This is a genomic window from Pseudomonas sp. FYR_2 (genome assembly GCF_043106425.1).
GTDB classification, from domain to species: Bacteria; Pseudomonadota; Gammaproteobacteria; order Pseudomonadales; family Pseudomonadaceae; genus Aquipseudomonas; species Aquipseudomonas monteilii.
The window spans coordinates 169,332-185,971 of sequence record NZ_JBICMM010000020.1; the positions used below are offsets into that span (position 1 = coordinate 169,332).

General features: G+C 63.4%; 18 protein-coding genes and 1 pseudogene. 9 read left to right on the plus strand and 10 right to left on the minus strand.

Annotated features, from left to right (window positions below; all coding sequences use genetic code 11):
- Positions 1-52: 52 nt before the first annotated feature.
- The 3 genes from ACF8R4_RS10925 to aroC all read right to left on the minus strand — a co-directional run bounded on the left by ACF8R4_RS10925 (position 53) and on the right by aroC (position 2,966).
- Positions 53-589, minus strand: a complete 537-nt coding sequence (locus tag ACF8R4_RS10925; protein ID WP_060497496.1) for an oxidase — start codon at positions 587-589, stop codon at positions 53-55.
- Positions 589-1,743, minus strand: a complete 1,155-nt coding sequence (locus ACF8R4_RS10930) for an MFS transporter (protein WP_104834171.1) — start codon at positions 1,741-1,743, stop codon at positions 589-591. The genes ACF8R4_RS10925 and ACF8R4_RS10930 overlap by 1 nt, the downstream gene beginning before the upstream one ends.
- A gap of 131 nt (positions 1,744-1,874) precedes the next feature.
- Entirely contained in the window at positions 1,875-2,966 is a 1,092-nt protein-coding gene (gene aroC / locus ACF8R4_RS10935; protein WP_016715068.1) for a chorismate synthase, read from the minus strand.
- A gap of 176 nt (positions 2,967-3,142) precedes the next feature.
- Between aroC and ACF8R4_RS10940 the strand changes: the two genes are divergently transcribed.
- Together ACF8R4_RS10940 and ACF8R4_RS10945 are read left to right on the plus strand one after the other, a co-directional pair.
- Positions 3,143-4,105 carry an alpha/beta hydrolase gene (locus tag ACF8R4_RS10940; protein ID WP_392492359.1) on the plus strand — a complete coding sequence of 321 codons (963 nt, stop codon included), beginning with the start codon at positions 3,143-3,145 and terminating at the stop codon, positions 4,103-4,105.
- Between the two features lie 65 nt (positions 4,106-4,170).
- Complete coding sequence (locus tag ACF8R4_RS10945) at positions 4,171-4,953, plus strand: hypothetical protein (RefSeq protein WP_060497500.1); 783 nt, start codon at positions 4,171-4,173, stop codon at positions 4,951-4,953.
- Between the two features lie 296 nt (positions 4,954-5,249).
- Here the strand turns inward: ACF8R4_RS10945 and prmB are convergent, their stop codons facing one another.
- Positions 5,250-6,158: a 50S ribosomal protein L3 N(5)-glutamine methyltransferase gene (gene prmB, locus ACF8R4_RS10950; protein ID WP_016715065.1), complete on the minus strand. Its 909-nt coding sequence runs from the start codon at positions 6,156-6,158 to the stop codon at positions 5,250-5,252.
- A gap of 180 nt (positions 6,159-6,338) precedes the next feature.
- Here prmB and ACF8R4_RS10955 point away from each other — a divergent pair, with 180 nt between their 5' ends.
- The 5 genes from ACF8R4_RS10955 to ACF8R4_RS10975 all read left to right on the plus strand — a co-directional run bounded on the left by ACF8R4_RS10955 (position 6,339) and on the right by ACF8R4_RS10975 (position 9,004).
- On the plus strand, positions 6,339-6,929 hold the full coding sequence (locus ACF8R4_RS10955) for a cysteine hydrolase family protein (protein ID WP_016715064.1): 591 nt from the start codon (positions 6,339-6,341) through the stop codon (positions 6,927-6,929).
- An 86-nt stretch (positions 6,930-7,015) separates the two neighbouring features.
- Complete coding sequence (locus ACF8R4_RS10960) at positions 7,016-7,336, plus strand: hypothetical protein (protein WP_016715063.1); 321 nt, start codon at positions 7,016-7,018, stop codon at positions 7,334-7,336.
- Between the two features lie 60 nt (positions 7,337-7,396).
- Positions 7,397-7,957 carry a Smr/MutS family protein gene (locus ACF8R4_RS10965; protein WP_016715062.1) on the plus strand — a complete coding sequence of 187 codons (561 nt, stop codon included), beginning with the start codon at positions 7,397-7,399 and terminating at the stop codon, positions 7,955-7,957.
- A 70-nt stretch (positions 7,958-8,027) separates the two neighbouring features.
- Positions 8,028-8,573 carry a GTP cyclohydrolase I FolE gene (folE, locus tag ACF8R4_RS10970; RefSeq protein ID WP_012271077.1) on the plus strand — a complete coding sequence of 182 codons (546 nt, stop codon included), beginning with the start codon at positions 8,028-8,030 and terminating at the stop codon, positions 8,571-8,573.
- Positions 8,574-8,632: 59 nt separating this feature from the next.
- A complete protein-coding gene (locus tag ACF8R4_RS10975) occupies positions 8,633-9,004 on the plus strand; it encodes a glutaredoxin domain-containing protein (RefSeq protein WP_060497503.1) in 372 nt (123 codons plus the stop codon).
- A 69-nt stretch (positions 9,005-9,073) separates the two neighbouring features.
- Here ACF8R4_RS10975 and ACF8R4_RS10980 read toward each other — a convergent pair whose 3' ends face one another.
- Positions 9,074-9,676 carry a glutathione S-transferase family protein gene (locus tag ACF8R4_RS10980; protein ID WP_223623312.1) on the minus strand — a complete coding sequence of 201 codons (603 nt, stop codon included), beginning with the start codon at positions 9,674-9,676 and terminating at the stop codon, positions 9,074-9,076.
- 145 nt (positions 9,677-9,821) lie between these two features.
- Here ACF8R4_RS10980 and ACF8R4_RS10985 point away from each other — a divergent pair, with 145 nt between their 5' ends.
- Entirely contained in the window at positions 9,822-11,012 is a 1,191-nt protein-coding gene (locus ACF8R4_RS10985) for a benzoate/H(+) symporter BenE family transporter (RefSeq protein ID WP_392492361.1), read from the plus strand.
- A 276-nt stretch (positions 11,013-11,288) separates the two neighbouring features.
- Here the strand turns inward: ACF8R4_RS10985 and ACF8R4_RS10990 are convergent, their stop codons facing one another.
- From ACF8R4_RS10990 to ACF8R4_RS11000, 3 genes and pseudogenes are all read right to left on the minus strand, one after another.
- A complete protein-coding gene (locus ACF8R4_RS10990; RefSeq protein WP_392492419.1) occupies positions 11,289-12,170 on the minus strand; it encodes a methyl-accepting chemotaxis protein in 882 nt (293 codons plus the stop codon).
- A 27-nt stretch (positions 12,171-12,197) separates the two neighbouring features.
- Positions 12,198-13,229: pseudogene (locus ACF8R4_RS10995) on the minus strand (methyl-accepting chemotaxis protein); the annotation flags it as partial.
- Positions 13,230-13,482: 253 nt separating this feature from the next.
- Positions 13,483-14,244 carry an SDR family oxidoreductase gene (locus ACF8R4_RS11000; RefSeq protein WP_182408463.1) on the minus strand — a complete coding sequence of 254 codons (762 nt, stop codon included), beginning with the start codon at positions 14,242-14,244 and terminating at the stop codon, positions 13,483-13,485.
- A gap of 176 nt (positions 14,245-14,420) precedes the next feature.
- On the opposite strand from ACF8R4_RS11000, the gene ACF8R4_RS11005 reads away from it, so the two are divergent.
- Entirely contained in the window at positions 14,421-15,422 is a 1,002-nt protein-coding gene (locus tag ACF8R4_RS11005) for an NADP-dependent oxidoreductase (protein WP_060497507.1), read from the plus strand.
- On the opposite strand, the gene ACF8R4_RS11010 is transcribed toward ACF8R4_RS11005, so the two are convergent.
- On the minus strand, positions 15,423-16,061 hold the full coding sequence (locus tag ACF8R4_RS11010; protein ID WP_392492363.1) for an RES family NAD+ phosphorylase: 639 nt from the start codon (positions 16,059-16,061) through the stop codon (positions 15,423-15,425). It abuts the gene before it with no gap.
- 56 nt (positions 16,062-16,117) lie between these two features.
- Positions 16,118-16,519 carry an antitoxin Xre-like helix-turn-helix domain-containing protein gene (locus ACF8R4_RS11015; RefSeq protein WP_060497508.1) on the minus strand — a complete coding sequence of 134 codons (402 nt, stop codon included), beginning with the start codon at positions 16,517-16,519 and terminating at the stop codon, positions 16,118-16,120.
- Between the last annotated feature and the right edge of the window lie 121 nt (positions 16,520-16,640).

Here is a 16,640-nt window from a genome sequence, read left to right on the forward strand (position 1 = left end):
TGCTTCACCTGGCCTCTTCGCGGGCAAGCGCGCGAAGAGGCCAGAAAGGCCACTACAACTCATCAATTCCCAGAAACGCCCGCGCCGTCCCATCCCCGGTAAACCGCGCCTGCACACCGTGCTCGCTGCCATACAACCGCAGCGCCAGGCAAAACGGCGTATCTCCCAGCTCCACCCAACGCCGCGTCCCCGCCGGCACCACCAACCGGTCACCCTTCTCGCACAGCACCGAATACACCCGGTCGCCCAAACGCAGGCCAACCTGCGCACGGCCGCTGACTACGGCAAACACCTCTTCGGCATCATGCACATGTTCATCGCGCACATCGACCTGCGCCGGGTCTTCACCGTCGCGGTTCAACAGCACGAATGCCTTGCAGCCATGCGCCGTCATCAACTGGTCCAAATGCTCACGGCATGCGTCCAGCACCTCGCCTTCGGCCGTACCAGGGCGTACCCGCAAGCCATGCCCGGCATGCACAAAACGCACGCCCTGCTCGGCCAGGGTGGCGACGATATCGTCGTGGTGCGTCAGCACCTTGTTCGGCAGTTCCGGGCTGGAGGGGTGGAAAACGCTGAGAATGCTCATCAGGGGCGGGTCCTGGTCGGTTGCGAACAAAGGGCAATGATAACGGCTGCGGCCAAGGCTGCGGCACTGGCCATACCAAAGGTGAAGGTAGGGCCCAGCAGTTTCCAGCTGTAGCCCGAATACAACGCCCCCAATGCGCCCCCGGTACCCGACAGTGCCGCATACAGCGCCTGGCCCTGGCCTTGTTGGCGGGCGCCAAAGCTGGCCTGCACGAAGGCGATGCTGGCGGCATGGAAGCAGCCAAAGGTGGCCGCGTGCAGCAACTGGGCAAAGATCAGCACGGCCGGCTCACCTGCCAGGTTGCCCAGCAACAGCCAGCGTACGGCCGCCAGCAGGAAACTGGCCAACAACACCCGCTGCACGCTGAAGCGGGCAAACAGGCGGCTCATGACCATGAACATCAGCACTTCGGCCACCACCCCCAGCGCCCACAGCAAACCGATGGCTCCACGGCTATAGCCCAGGTGCTCCAGGTGAAGGGTCAGAAAGGTGTAGTAAGGCCCATGGCTGAGCTGCATCAGCGCCACGCAAGCGTAGAACGCGATCACCCCGGAGGCGCGTAACTGCTGCAAAAAGCCCCCGGCGCTGCTGCGCTCACCTTGCTCCACCGGCTGGGCATTGGGTACCCACAGGCTGGCGGCGACAATGCCGGCCATGATGGTGACCAGCGCCACCGGGTAGATGTCCAGGCTCAACCATTCGAACAGGCGGCCCAGGCCGACCACGGTCAGGATGAAGCCGATCGAGCCCCACAGGCGCACCTGGCTGTAGCGCGACGTTTGCCCGTGCAGGTGGGCCAGGGTAATGACCTCGAACTGGGGCAGTACCGCGTGCCAGAAGAACGCGTGCAGGGCCATTACCAGCGCCAGCCACGCGTAACTTTTGCCGAAGAAGATCAGGGCGAAGGTGGCCAGGGTGCACAACGCCCCCAGGCGCACGATCAGCAGGCGCTGGCCGGTGCGGTCGCCCAGCCAGCCCCACAGGTTGGGGGCAACGCAGCGCATCAGCATGGGGATGGCCACCAGCTCGCCGATGCGTGCTGGGGAGAAGCCCAGGTGGTCGAAGTACAGCGCCAGGAAAGGGGCAGTGGAGCCTAGCAGCGCGAAGTAGAAGAGATAGAAGCTGGACAGGCGCCAGTAGGGGATCGGGGGCATGGGATGGCCTTGTGTAGACCTGTTCCGGCCCTATCGCCGGCAAGCCAGCTCCCACAGGATTACCACAGGCCTGGGCATTGCGGGGTACCTGTGGGAGCTGGCTTGCCGGCGATAGGGCCGGTGCAGGCGAATCAGAGCTGGCCCAGCACCGGGGTATTCACCTTCACATCAGCATTCTGCGCACGGTGACGCAGCAGGTGGTCCATCAGCGCGATGGCCATCATCGCCTCGGCGATCGGCGTAGCGCGGATGCCCACGCACGGGTCGTGGCGACCTTTGGTGATGACGTCCACCGGGTTGCCGTCGATGTCGATCGAACGGCCCGGGGTGGTGATGCTGGAAGTCGGCTTCAATGCCAGGTGAGCAACGATCGGCTGGCCCGACGAAATGCCACCCAGGATGCCGCCGGCGTTGTTGCTGAGGAAGCCTTCCGGGGTCAGCTCGTCACGGTGTTCGGTACCACGCTGGGCAACGCTGGCGAAGCCGGCGCCGATTTCCACGCCCTTGACCGCGTTGATGCTCATCAGCGCGTGGGCCAGCTCTGCGTCCAGACGGTCGAAGATCGGTTCGCCCAAACCCGGCATCACGCCTTCGGCCACCACGGTGATTTTGGCTCCCACCGAATCCTGGTCCCGGCGCAGCTGGTCCATGTAAGCCTCGAGCTCCGGTACCTTGTCCGGGTCGGGGCTGAAGAAAGCGTTCTGCTCCACCGATTCCCAGGTCTTGAACGGGATTTCGATCGGGCCCAGCTGGCTCATGTAGCCACGCACGGTAATGCCCTGGGTGGCCAGGTACTTCTTGGCAATGGCACCGGCAGCCACGCGCATGGCGGTTTCGCGGGCCGAACTGCGGCCACCACCGCGGTAGTCGCGGATGCCGTACTTGTGATGGTAGGTGTAGTCGGCGTGGGCCGGGCGGAACAGGTCCTTGATGGCCGAGTAGTCCTTGGACTTCTGGTCAGTGTTGCGAATCAGCAGGCCGATCGAGCAGCCCGTGGTACGGCCTTCGAACACGCCAGAGAGGATTTCCACCTCGTCGGCTTCCTGACGCTGCGTGGTGTGCCGGCTGGTGCCGGGCTTGCGCCGGTCGAGGTCGTGCTGCAGGTCGGCCAGGGAAATCTCCAGGCCCGGTGGGCATCCATCGACAATGGCGACCAACGCCGGGCCATGGCTTTCGCCAGCGGTGGTGACAGTGAACAGCTTGCCGTAGGTATTGCCGGACATGGACGCTCCGCGAGTTCTGCCTGAGGTGAACGAAAGCAGGCAGTATACAGATGGATTGCCCGCCTGTGCTGGCCTCTTCGCGGGCTTGCCCGCGAAGCGGACGAACCTGCCGTGCACTGCCAGAGAACCTTCCCGAAAACATTGGGTCAAACCACCATCTCCCCATGTAGTACCGCATGATGTCGCGCCTCGTCGCCCTGCTCTTCCTGCTGTGCACCAGCCTGGCCCAGGCCGCCGCCCCCACCGTGCTGCAACGCCCCATCGACCTGGACACCGGCCAGGGCGTGCTGCACGGCAGCCTGCTGTTGCCGCAACAGGCCACGCCGCCGCCGGTGGTGCTGATCATCGCCGGCTCCGGCCCCACCGACCGCGATGGCAACAACCCGGCGTCAGGCCGGCTCGACAATCTCAAGCGCCTGGCCCTGCTGCTGGCCAACGAGCACATCGCCAGCGTGCGCTACGACAAGCGCGGGGTGGCCGCCAGCCAGCCGGCCACGCCTGACGAGCGTGACCTCAGCGTGGAGCGCTATGTCGCGGATGTGGTCGCCTGGAGCCACAAGCTGAAAGCCGACCCCCGCTTCGGCCAGCTGATCCTCGTTGGCCACAGCGAAGGCGCGCTGATCGCCAGCCTGGCCGCCGAGCAGGCAGGTGCCAGTGCGGTGATCACCCTGGCCGGCAGCGGGCGGCCGCTGGCCGAAGTCCTGCGCGAACAGCTGGCCCGTCGCCTGCCGCCAGCGCAACTGGCCGGTGGCAACGCCCTGCTCGACCGCCTGCAAGCCGGGCAGACCAGCCTGGAAGTGCCCGCGCCGCTGCGCCAGGTGTTCCGTCCCAGCGTGCAGCCGTACCTGATTTCGCTGTTTCAGCAAAACCCGGCAGCCGCCTTTGCCCGCCTGCCCATGCCCGCCTTGATCGTGCAAGGGCGCAACGATGTGCAGGTGGATGTGGCCGATGCCGAACGGCTGAAGGCAGCCAAGCCGGATGCACAACTGGTGCTGATCGACGGCATGAACCACATGCTGCGCATCAGCCCCAAAAGCATGAGCCAGCAGCGCGACAGCTACCTCAACCCAGAACTACCGCTGGCACACGAGCTGGGTGAGCGAATTGTGACGTTCATCCAGCATTTGCCTTCCGCGTAAAGTAATCGGGCTCAGGTCCTTGGCAAGCCTGCCGATACAGCAGGCATAGCCGAGGACTTGCCCTGATGACAATAGCCCCTGCCGCCGTAGAGCCGGCCGAAGAGCCCCAGCCAAGCGCCGCCCTGCCCTGGGCCGACCTTGGTGCCGAACATTTCCAGTTGCTGCGCCTGGCAGCCCTGCCCACCGACCGCAGCACCGGCGCGCGGCCGCTGCGCTTTGTGCAGTTCGGCTATGCCGAGCGCCACGACAAGGCACACAGCCTGTTGCGCATGGAGATCCAGCTGCCCGGACAGAAAGTGCACAAAGAGCAGAACCGCCTGGACATCCGCGTCGACCATGCCGAGCGCCTGGTACGTATCGGCAATGAACAGGGCCTGCAACTGGAACCGGTGAACCGTGGTATCGGCCGCTTCATGCTGGCCCAGGCCGTGCAGTGGCTGCAGCGCAAGTGGTCGCACTATCGGGTGGAGGGCATGGCGCTTCCAAGCAAGGATGCGCTGAACGAAGACTCGCGCCTACGCCGTGACCACTGCTTGCGCGGGGTGGGTATCGAGGTGGAATACGAGGACAGCCAGCATTTGAAGGGCCGTACCGTGGACATCACCGTGGGCCAGCTCAAGGCCGCCTGGAGCAGCGAGCGCCTGCAGCGGGTGGAGATTCTGGATGCCGCCAACCTGCTGCAGCAGGCCGACCAGCAGTTGCAGGAAAAGGAAGGGCAACTGCGCGAGCGTGATGAGCGGGTGGCCAAGTACCAGCGCGAGGACGGCGGGTTGCGCTTTACCATTACCTGCCTGGTGGCGTTTGCGGTGTTTCAGGCGGGGTTGTTGATCTGGATTGCCACGCGCTGAGGCATCTCTGATGTGCTCGCCGTGACATTTTCTGCGCTTGGGAGATCGAGCGCCGCCCGCGCGGCGCATCGCGAGCTGCGCTCGCTCCTACGTTTGTTTCTGGCCAGTAACGCCTGTTACAGGCGCGCACGACCGTCTTGTTGGTACGGCGCGATATAGCGTCATGCGCCAAGGCGTACGCGCGCAAATCCCACAGGAATAATTGGCCCGAAACAAACGTAGGAGCGAGCGCAGCTCGCGATGCGCCGCGCGGGCGGCGCTCGATCTCCCAGACTACGCAAATATCAAGGCGGCCCCTAGACCCGGGCTTTGAACAGCTCCTGATGCTGACGGCACTGCTCAGCGGTCAGCATGAATACCCCATGCCCGCCCCGCTCGAACTCCAGCCAGGCAAAGTCCACCTCAGGGTACAGCGCCTCGACATGCACCTGGCTGTTGCCCACCTCGACAATCAGCAAGCCCTTGTCGGTCAGATGGTCTGCCGCTTCGGCCAGCATGCGCCGCACCAGGTCCAGGCCGTCGTTGCCGCAGGCCAGGCCCAGCTCGGGCTCATGGTGGTACTCGGCCGGCATGTCGTCGAAGTCTTCGGCGTCGACATACGGCGGGTTGGACAGGATCAGGTCGAAACGCTGCCCCGGCAGGCCGCCAAAACCGTCACCCTGCACGGTGTACACACGGCCGTCGAGGCCGTGGCGTTCGATGTTCTGGTTGGCCACCTCAAGCGCCTGGAACGACAGGTCGGCCAGCACCACCTCGGCCTCGGGGAACACGTCGGCAGCTACGATGCCGATGCAGCCCGAGCCGGTGCACAGGTCGAGAATGCGCGCCGGCTCGCTGGCCAGCCACGGCTCGAAGCGTTTTTCGATCAGTTCGCCAATGGGTGAACGCGGTACCAGTACCCGTTCGTCGACGATGAACGACATGCCGCAGAACCAGGCCTCGCCCAGCAGGTAGGCGGCAGGCACGCGTTCTTCAATGCGGCGTTTGAGCAGGTGCTGCAGGCGTACCCGCTCGTCGTCCTCGAGCATGCAGTCCAGGTAGCTGTCGGCCACCTCCCATGGCAGGTGCACCGCACCCAGCACCAGCAGGCGGGCCTCGTCCCAGGCGTTGTCGGCACCGTGGCCGAAGAACAGGTCGTGCTCGTGGAAGCGGCTGACCGCCCAGCGGATGTAGTCGCGCAGCGTGCGCAGACGGGATGTGATCACGGGGTACTCCTATTTCAGACCGGACAAAAGTCTAACAGCCCCACCCGCACATTTGTTCCTTTGCCTTACCCAAAGGCTAGCCACAGGCCAGTAACCATGCCGCTTGCGTTGTCAACCATTCCCATTGGCGCCAAGGCAGGGGACAATAGGTATACAAAAGCCCTATCCAAGGAGCCCTTGATGTCCGTTCCAACCACGATGTTCCGCCTCACTGGCCGCGACTACCCGCCGGCCAAGCTGAGCCACGCCAGCCTGATCATCATCGATGCGCAAAAGGAGTACCTCAGTGGTCCCCTGCAGCTGTCGGGCATGGACGAGGCCGTGGCCAACATCGCCAGGTTGCTCGACGCCGCGCGCAAAAGCGGCCGTCCGATCATCCATGTACGCCACCTGGGCACTGTCGGTGGCCGCTTCGACCCACAGGGCCCGGCCGGCCAGTTCATTCCGGGGCTGGAGCCCCAGGAAGGCGAAATCGTCATCGAAAAGCGCATGCCTAACGCGTTCAAAAACACCAAACTGCACGAAACCCTGCAGGAGCTCGGCCACCTGGACCTGATCGTCTGCGGTTTCATGAGCCACTCCAGCGTCAGCACCACCGTGCGCCGCGCCAAGGACTATGGTTACCGGTGCACCTTGGTGGAAGACGCCTCGGCAACCCGCGACCTGGCCTTCAAGGACGGGGTAATCCCGGCCGCACAGATCCACCAGTGCGAAATGGCCGTGATGGCCGACAACTTCGCTTGCGTGGCCCCCACCGCCAGCCTGATCTAAGGGGCTGGGCACGACCGCCCGGCAGCCGGGCGGAACCCGATGGGCGGCAGCAGGTCGAATTCCGGATATCCACAGAGGAGAGCGGAATGAAGCTTAAAGGCAGTTTCGACGCCAAGCGCCTGCGCCCGCGCCAACCGCGTAACTGGGGCGCCCGCCTGGCGGCCGGCCTGTCGGCCCTGCTGGCGACCTTGGGCGTGCTGCTGGCCATGGCCGGTGTTGCCGGCCTGCTGGGTAACTACCCAGCCCTGCAAGAACTCAATGCCAACAAGCCGCTGTCCAGCATCCTCACCGGGGCTGGCTTGTTACTGCTTTGGCTGGGTGTGCGGTTTTGGCGGCGCAGCCGTATTCGCTTGCGTCGTGGGCGGGAGTTGAACCTGTCGCCGCACCTGATGAAGAAGCATGATTGATGGCTTGGTATCACCTACGCCCCACAGTCGCGTAAACTACGCCACCCACGTGGAGGCATCATGCAAGACGACGATTTTTCCCTGTTCAAGGCCGAAGTGCGCGGCGTAAAGCAAATCCGCCACGACCGTGCCGAAGTCGGCAAGCCCAAGGCCGACCGCCAGCAGCTGGCCGGCCTGCGCCAGGCAGCGACAGTGCGCAGTGACAAGGCCCTGGTCATCGACGGCATGTCCGATCAGTTCGTTATCGACGTTGGCGCCGAAGACGAACTGATGTGGCGCCGCGACGGCGTGCAGGAAGGCCAGTTGCGCAAGCTGAAACTGGGGCAAATTCCGTTCGAAGGCAGCCTCGACCTGCACGGCATGACCGTGGAAAAGGCCCGCGAAACCCTGTGGGACTTCATCGCCGAAGCCACCAAGCTGGAAGTGCGCTGCGTGCGGGTGACCCACGGCAAGGCCGCGCGCCTGGACGGCAAGCGCCCGATGATCAAGAGCCACGTCAACACTTGGCTGCGCCAGCACCCGCAGGTGCTCGGTTTTGCCTCGTGCAGTGCCCGCCACGGCGGCACCGGCGCGGTGTATGTGATGCTCAAGCGAACCATGCTCGAAGGCCGCGACGAGTAACGCCGCGCTTGCAGCGCCGCCCGCACCGCCGTACCCTTCGTTTTTGCGATTTTTTCCCACAGGTAGATCCATGTCCCTGGAACAGAACTACACCGAGATCCTCAGCCAGATTGGCGAGGACGTCTCCCGTGAGGGCCTGCTCGACACGCCCAAGCGGGCTGCAAAGGCGATGAAGTACCTTTGCCGCGGTTATGAGCAAACACTGGAAGAAGTCACCAACAACGCTTTGTTCAGCTCTGACAACAGCGAAATGGTGCTGGTCCGGGACATCGAGCTGTATTCGATGTGCGAACACCACATGCTGCCGTTCATCGGCAAGGCACACGTTGCCTACCTGCCCAAGGGCAAGGTACTGGGCCTGTCCAAGGTTGCGCGTATCGTCGACATGTACGCCCGCCGCCTGCAGATCCAGGAAAACCTCAGCCGCCAGATCGCCGAGGCCGTGCAGCAGGTAACCGGTGCCGCCGGCGTGGCCGTGGTGGTCGAAGCCAAGCACATGTGCATGATGATGCGCGGTGTAGAGAAGCAGAACTCGACCATGATCACTTCGGTGATGCTGGGTGAGTTCCGCGAGAACGCCGCCACCCGCAGCGAGTTCCTCAGCCTGATCAAGTGATTGGCTGCTGACCCCAAGCCGACCCCGCCGGGTCGGCTTTTTCATTTCAGGAGTTGCCCATGATCGTCAAAGCCCTGCGGGTTGGCCTCGGCCAGCTCATCGTGTTCGGCGACTGGATCAGCCGCCCGGCCAAGCGCAAACGCGAAGCCGCCGCCCAGGCCCGCGTCGAGCAAGCGGCCAAGGGCCTGGCGCTGTACCAGTTCCACGCCTGCCCGTTCTGCGTCAAGACCCGCCGCACCCTGCACCGGCTGAACGTGCCGGTGGCACTGCGCGATGCCAAGAACGACCCGGTGCATCGTCAGGCCCTGCAAGAGGGTGGCGGCCGGGTGAAAGTGCCGTGCCTGCGGATCGAGGAAGGTGGCAAAGTGACCTGGATGTATGAGTCCAAAGCCATCATTGCCTACCTGGATGAGCGGTTTGCTTCGGCCTGATAATTTGTAGTTTTCCTGTACTGGCCTCTTCGCGGGTTAACCCGCGATGAGGCCAGTACAGGCTAAAGATCAACCCACCATCGGCACATGCCGCGGGTGGCTGCTGACCCGCTCCAGCCAGGCCCTTACCGCCGGATAATCGGCCAGATCGAACCCGCCCTGCTGCGCCACATGGGTATAGGCATACAGCGCCACATCGGCAATCGAATACTGCTCACCTACCAGGTACGACGTCATCTGCAACTGCCGCTCCATCACCTTCAGTGCCTTGTAACCCCCCTTGTGCAGCTTGCGGTACTCCTCCAGGCGCTCGTCCGGCAGCCCCAGGTAGAACTGGATAAACCGGGCCACGGCAATGTACGGCTCATGGCTGTACTGCTCGAAGAACTGCCACTGCAGCACCTGGGTACGCAAACGCGGTTCGCTGGGCAGGAACTCGCTGCCATCGGCCAGGAAGTTGAGAATGGCATTGGACTCCCACAGGTAACTGCCATCTTCCAGCTCCAGCACCGGCACCTTGCCGTTAGGGTTCATCGCCAGAAACTCGGGCGTTTCGGTCTCGCCCTTGAGGATATCCACCGGGTGCCATTCATACGGCCGGCCCAGCAGGCTCAACATCAGCTTGACCTTGTAGCAGTTGCCCGACTGGTAGTCGCCATAGACCTTGTACATTGCCCCTCCCCTTCCAAGCAGTTTTGCATTTGCGCCCAATAGTTGGCGACTGTACGGCTAAAAGCAATGGCCGCTGTATGGCAAGGATCAACCTTGCGCGCTGTAGTCTGAAAAAACTGCTTACACCTTTACAAGGACTTTGTTCATGACCGATGCCACCTCCGCACGCCTGCGGCCCCTGGCAGACAGCTCCCCGTCGGCGGTCGTCGCCGGCTTTATCGCCATGCTCACCGGCTATACCAGTTCGCTGGTGCTGATGTTCCAGGCCGGCCAGGCAGCCGGGCTTACCACTGCACAGATTTCGTCCTGGATCTGGGCGCTTTCAATCGGCATGGCGGTGTGCAGCATCGGCCTGTCACTGCGCTACCGCACACCGATCACCATCGCCTGGTCCACCCCCGGTGCCGCCTTGCTGATCACCAGCCTGGGCGGCGTGAGCTATGGCGAAGCCATTGGCGCCTACATCACCTGCGCCGTGCTTGTGCTCATCTGCGGCCTGACCGGCAGCTTCGAGCGCCTGGTCAAACGCATCCCGGCTTCGCTGGCCTCGGCGCTGCTGGCGGGCATTCTGTTCAAGATCGGCAGCGAAATCTTCGTTGCCGCACAGCACCGCACGTTGCTGGTGCTGGGCATGTTCTTCAGCTACCTGCTGGTCAAGCGCCTGTCGCCGCGCTACTGCGTGCTGGCCGCGCTGCTGGTGGGCACTGCGTTATCCGGGGCCTTGGGCCTGCTGGACTTCAGCGGCTTCCACCTGGAAGTGGCCAAACCGGTATGGACCACGCCGAGCTTCTCGCTGGCGGCCACCATCAGCATCGGCATACCGTTGTTCGTGGTGGCCATGACCTCGCAGAACATGCCCGGCGTGGCTGTGCTGCGTGCCGACGGCTACCAGGTGCCGGCCTCGCCGCTGATTTCGGCCACCGGCTTTGCCTCGCTGCTGCTGGCACCTTTCGGTTCGCACGGGGTAAACCTGGCGGCGATCAGCGCGGCGATCTGCACCGGGCCGCACGCCCATGAAGACCCGAGCAAACGCTACACCGCCGCGGTGTGGTGCGGGATTTTCTACGGCATTGCCGGCGTGTTCGGGGCGGCCTTGGCGGCGCTGTTTGCGGCGTTGCCGAAAGAGCTGGTGCTGTCGATAGCGGCGCTGGCGCTGTTCGGCTCGATCATGAACGGGCTGACCGTGGCCATGAGCGAGGCGCGTGAGCGTGAAGCGGCAGTGATTACCTTCATGGTGACGGCTTCGGGGCTTACGTTGTTCTCGATTGGCTCGGCGTTCTGGGGGATTGTGGCGGGGGTACTGGCCTTGTTGATCCTCAACCCGCGTAGGGTATGACGGTAGATTGGCGTTGGGGTTGAGATCGAGCGCCGCCCGCGCGGCGCATCGCGAGCTGCGCTCGCTCCTACGTTTGTTTCGGGCCAATTATTCCTGTGAGATTTGCGCGCGGACGCCTTGGCGCATGGCGCGATATCGCGTCGTACAAATAGGGCGGTCGCGCGCGCCTGCCACAGGCATTACTGGCCCGAAACAAACGTAGGAGCGAGCGCAGCTCGCGATGCGCCGCGCGGGCGGCGCTCGATTTCAAAACCAACAGAAATCCCAAGGCCAACACTACAACCTGAAATGCCCCACCATCCCCTTCAGGTCGGTGCCCAACTGCGCCAGTTGCACACTCGACCGGGCATTGTCCTGCATTGCCAACGCCGCCTGGTCCGCACTGCCGCGAATCTGCGTGACACTGCGGCTGATCTCTTCCGCCACCGAGCTCTGCTGCTCGGCCGCTGCGGCGATCTGCTGGTTCATCTGCTGAATCAATGAAACCGCCGCAGCAATGCTGCCCAGCGCGCTTTCGGTCTGCAGCGCATCAGCCACTGCCAGGCGAACCAGTTCGGTGCTGCCACGGATCTGCGCCACCGACTGCTGGGCGTTGCCACGCAGGCTGGCAACCAGCACCTCGATCTGCTCGGTAGACTGCCGGGTACGCCGCGCCAACGCGCGCACCTCGTCGGCCACCACGGCAAAACCACGCCCCTGCTCGCCAGCGCGGGCCGCCTCGATGGCGGCGTTCAGCGCCAGCAGGTTGGTCTGCTCGGCCACGCTTTTGATCACTTCGAGCACGTCGCCAATGGTATGGATTTCGGCACTCAGGCTGTCGATGCCGGCGCTGGCTGTTTCCGCTGCCGCCGCCAATTGCTCGATGCGCTGCATGCTCTGGCGTACCACCTGCTGCCCCGACTCGACCTTGTCGTCCGCCGCTTGGGCCGCCTGCGCGGCTTCCTCGGCATTGCGCGCCACATCGTGCACGGTGGCAGTCATCTGCTGCATGGCGGTGGCCACCTGCTCGGTTTCCTCCTTCTGGCTGCCCACCTCACGGTTGGTCTGCTCGGTTACCGCCGACAATGCCTGGGCGTTGCCCGCCAGTTGCTCGATGCCCTGCTGCAAGCCACTGACAATGCCCGAAAGCCCCACTGCCATCTGTTGCATGGCCTGCATCAGCTGCCCCACTTCATCACGGCGCGGCGCCTGGGCGTCAAAGCCCAGTTCGCCAGCGGCAATGCGCTGGGCACGGGCGATCACATGCTTGAGCGGGCCGACCACCGCGCGGGTGATCAGCCAGGCGGCCAACACACCCACCAGCAGCGCCAAGCCGGTGGCCAGGGCAATGGCCACGGCATTACGCTGCAGCTCGCCCTGCAGGGCCTGCTCCTGCCCGAGGTAGGCTTGGTCGACCTTCCCGGTGACTTGCTCGGCACTGGCCTGCAGCTGGGCTTTGAGCCCCTGCTCGCGGGCCAGCTGGTCGGTGTATTCGTTGAGCTTTTCCGAGAAGCTGCCAATGTGCCCGGCCACCTCACCCAGTACACTCTGATAACCGGCATCACTGACCGCGCCCTGCAACTGGCCCACCAGGCTGGCGGCCTCCACCGTCTGGGCAATACGTTCCTGGCTTACGCCCTCTTCACCCTTGCGGCTTTTTTCCAGGCGTACCCGCGCTTCGTCCATGGCCTGCAACATCAGCCGTGACACCTGCGCCACCTGCGCAGCCTGCTCCAGAAACTCGCCGCCCTGCTGGCCCTGGGACTGTTTGAGGGTGTACACACCGTCATCGGCCAGGCCGGCCTGCAGCACATCGAGGTTATTGGCCACGCTGGACACCGACCAGCTGGCCATGTCCAGCGCCAGCTCCTTGGCCTGCACAGCCTCCACAAAGGCCTCGAATGCCTGGCCGTAGGTGGTCAGGTCGCTTTGCGCCGCCGCCAGCGAAGGCAGACCACGGGCGCGCTCGGCAAGGCCCTGCAGGCCGTTGCGCAAGGCCTCGGCCTGCTGGATGTCGGAGCGCAAGGCAAACGCCTGCTCGTGCTGGCGTAAGCGCAGCAGGTCGGTATTGAACTGGGCCAACTGGCGCAAACTGTCAAAACGCTGGGCAACGCTGTGCAAGGCAGCAATGCCGATGGCCGCCACTGCCAGGGTAAGCACCAGCACCAGAGCAAAGCCCAAGCCGAGTTTGCGGGCCATGCCCAGGTTGGCCAGCACACCGTGCTTGCTCGCGCCCATCGCCGACTCCCCTTCTGCGTGTAAGGTTATCCCGAGGGCCAAGGGTGGCAACGTTGCCAACCGATGAACAAGGGCCTGGCGTCAGAATAGTGTCAAATAGCTATGTGCGTGTCGTTTTCAGCTTGGCAGAGGTCGCCCTGCATGCCGGAGGAAAGCCTGAACACGGGAATCCTGCCCGTAAGCGACATTGATACGCAGCCAGGCTGCTGGCCTCGCCGTGGCAATCAACGGCGCTGCCAGGCACAGTATCGGCTCAGATCGCCGTCGCCCCACCGTCCACTGTCAGGCAATGCCCAGTGGTAAACGCCGCGCCGTCGCTGCACAGGTACAACACGGCGCTGGCAATTTCCTCGACCTTGCCGATCCGCCCCACCGGGTGCATGGCGGCGGCGAACTCGGCTTTGCGCGGGTCCGCCTCGTAGGCACGGCGGAACATGTCGGTGTCGATCACTGCCGGGCAAACGGCGTTCACACGGATGCCCTTCTTCGCGTACTCGATGGCCGCCGACTTGGTCAGGCCAATCACCGCATGTTTGCTGGCACTGTAAATGCTCATCTTCGGTGCCGCCCCCAATCCCGCCACCGAAGCGGTATTGACGATTACCCCACCGCCCTGGGCCAGCAACAAGGGCAGCTGGTATTTCATGCACAACCACACACCCTTCACGTTCACACCCATGATGGCATCGAACTCGGCCTCGCTACCCTCGGCCAGGCGGTTTTGCTCTATCTCGATGCCGGCGTTGTTGTAGGCGTAGTCCAGCCGACCGTATGCGGTAATCAGCCGCTCATGCAACTGACGCACCTCGGCGTCGCGGGTAACGTCGCAGGCAATGAACAGCGCGTGGCCGCCCGCCGCGTGGATCAGCGCCACGGTGGCTTCGCCGCCAACCGGATCGAGGTCGGCTACCACCACTTTCAGGCCCTCACGGGCAAACGCCAGGGCAGTTGCCCGGCCGATACCGGCGGCGGCGCCGGTAACCAGGGCTACCTGGCCAGAAAAGGTCATGCTCATCGCGTGCTCCTGTGAGGGTTGGCTGGGGTTCAGAGCATAGTCAGCCACCGCAGGGCCGGGCAGCATCATCACACCAGCGGTTGGGCTACCATGCTTGTCAGTGATGTTACGGACCTGGCTACATCAACAAGGTAGATTGAACGCCTGACTCTCTCCACTGCCCACAAGGACCCGCCATGACCCAGACCAACCGCCGCTTCCTGCTCGCCAAACGCCCGGTCGGCGCCGTGCGCCGTGATGACTTCAACTTTGAGACCGTACCCACCGAACAACCCGGCGAAGGCCAGGTACTGGTGCGCAACCTGTACCTGTCACTGGACCCGGCCATGCGTGGCTGGATGAACGAAGGCAAGTCCTACATCCCGCCTGTGGCCCTGGGCCAGGTGATGCGTGCACTGGGCGTGGGCGAAGTGGTCGCCTCCAACCACCCCGCCTTCAAGCCGGGCGACCATGTAAGCGGCGCCCTTGGCGTGCAGGACTACTTCACGGGCGAGCCCCAGGGCCTGCACAAGATCGACCCCAATCTGGCGCCCCTGCCCCGCTACCTGTCGGCACTGGGCATGACCGGCATGACCGCCTATTTCGCCCTGCTGGACGTCGGCCAGCCAAAGGCCGGCGACACCGTGGTCATTTCCGGCGCGGCCGGTGCGGTGGGCAGCATTGTCGGGCAGATCGCCAAGGTCAAAGGCTGCCGCGTGGTCGGTATTGCCGGCGGCGCCGAGAAGTGCCAGTACCTGAAGGACGAACTGGGCTTTGACGGGGTGATCGACTACAAAGCCGAAGACGTGCTGGCCGGCCTCAAGCGTGAATGTCCCAAAGGCGTGGACGTGTACTTCGACAACGTGGGCGGCGACATCCTCGATGCCGTGCTGACCCGCATCAACTACAAGGCCCGTATCGTGATTTGCGGCGCCATCAGCCAGTACAACAACAAAGAGGCCGTCAAAGGCCCGGCCAACTACCTGTCGCTGCTGGTGAACCGTGCGCGCATGGAAGGCTTTGTTGTGATGGATTACAGCAAGGACTACGGCAAGGCCGCACTGGAGATTGCCGGGTGGCTGGCCAGTGGGCAGGTGAAGAGCAAGGAGGATGTGGTGGAGGGACTGGAGACGTTCCCGGAGACCTTGCTCAAGCTGTTCAGCGGGGAGAATTTTGGCAAGCTGGTGTTGAAGGTCTGACTAGGTTGGGCTCGCAACCAGTTTGCTGACGCTGGTGATCTGCTTGTTCCAAACCATTTCGTAATGGCAGGACTGCACGAGTGACGCCACCGGACGTGGCGTCATCAGTGCCCAGCAGGTATTGCCCGGCGAGCGAACGGAGTGGTATCGAAGCCCTGGCGCCATGAGCTTTTTCACCGATGCACCCATAGACCGGGAAACGGTGTAATCGTCTGGCGCATAAATAGCGTGCGATACCGGCAACACCGTGGCATCCAGCACGCCGGTTTCATCGAAATGGCACACCAGGCCACGGAACACGAACCGCTCATAATTCAGCCCCGGCACATTGCGCCAGTAGGCCTGCTGATGGTGCCGAACCTCCGCCACCGCCGTTTCCATGCTGTCGGCGAGGTAAAGCACGCCAAAGGCGCCATCCGCGAACCTGGAACCCTCCGGGTTCACGTGCGTGAACGGCGCTGTTGCATACGCACACCCCGTAATTCCAAAAGGTATTTCGCTACGGGGTATCAAATTCAGATTACCCAACTCATTCTGCAGACGCGGATTGGTGAGGGCCTGGAGAGCGTAGAGGATGTCGAATTCCTCTTCACTGGCCACGTCATCGAACAAAGCGATGGGCGGAAACTTCGAGTTCACCAGGCGATATGACTTGATGATCCCGCTACCCGGCACAGGACACAGGCTGACAGGCTCTACCACTGCGCACCCCGCATTGCATCAATGCGGCGGAAGGTTTCATAGAGCTGGATGAACGAACCTAGCGCCATCACCTCCAACGGCGAACGCCCGTCGAAGAACGGGTTGTGATTGTTCATGGATGGGAAGCCATACACATTATCCGGGTTGTCGAAAATGGTGCGCAGGGTTGCGTGAATGTTAAGCACCACGCTGATCCGAGCCAGTTGATCGTCGTCCAGGCTCATCGCCCGCTCAGGGCTTTTGACCCGGGTATGGGTGCTGCGCGAAATGCGTAGCACGCGCTCGATCTGCCTGGCCGTGGCGCCCCACTTTTCCATGATGTTGACCGCTGCGCGCAACCCGATGACACCCATTTCCTTTGTCGAAGCGGATTGCTTGTTGACCGCCCGGTTCATGAGCGTGGCTCCTTGTGCATGATCTACAGATACAAAATTATACTTATAAGATCTCCAGATCAACCCACGGAGCTGCGAAGCCCGCCCTGCAGCGGCTTGAACTGCCACTACCGCATCAGGG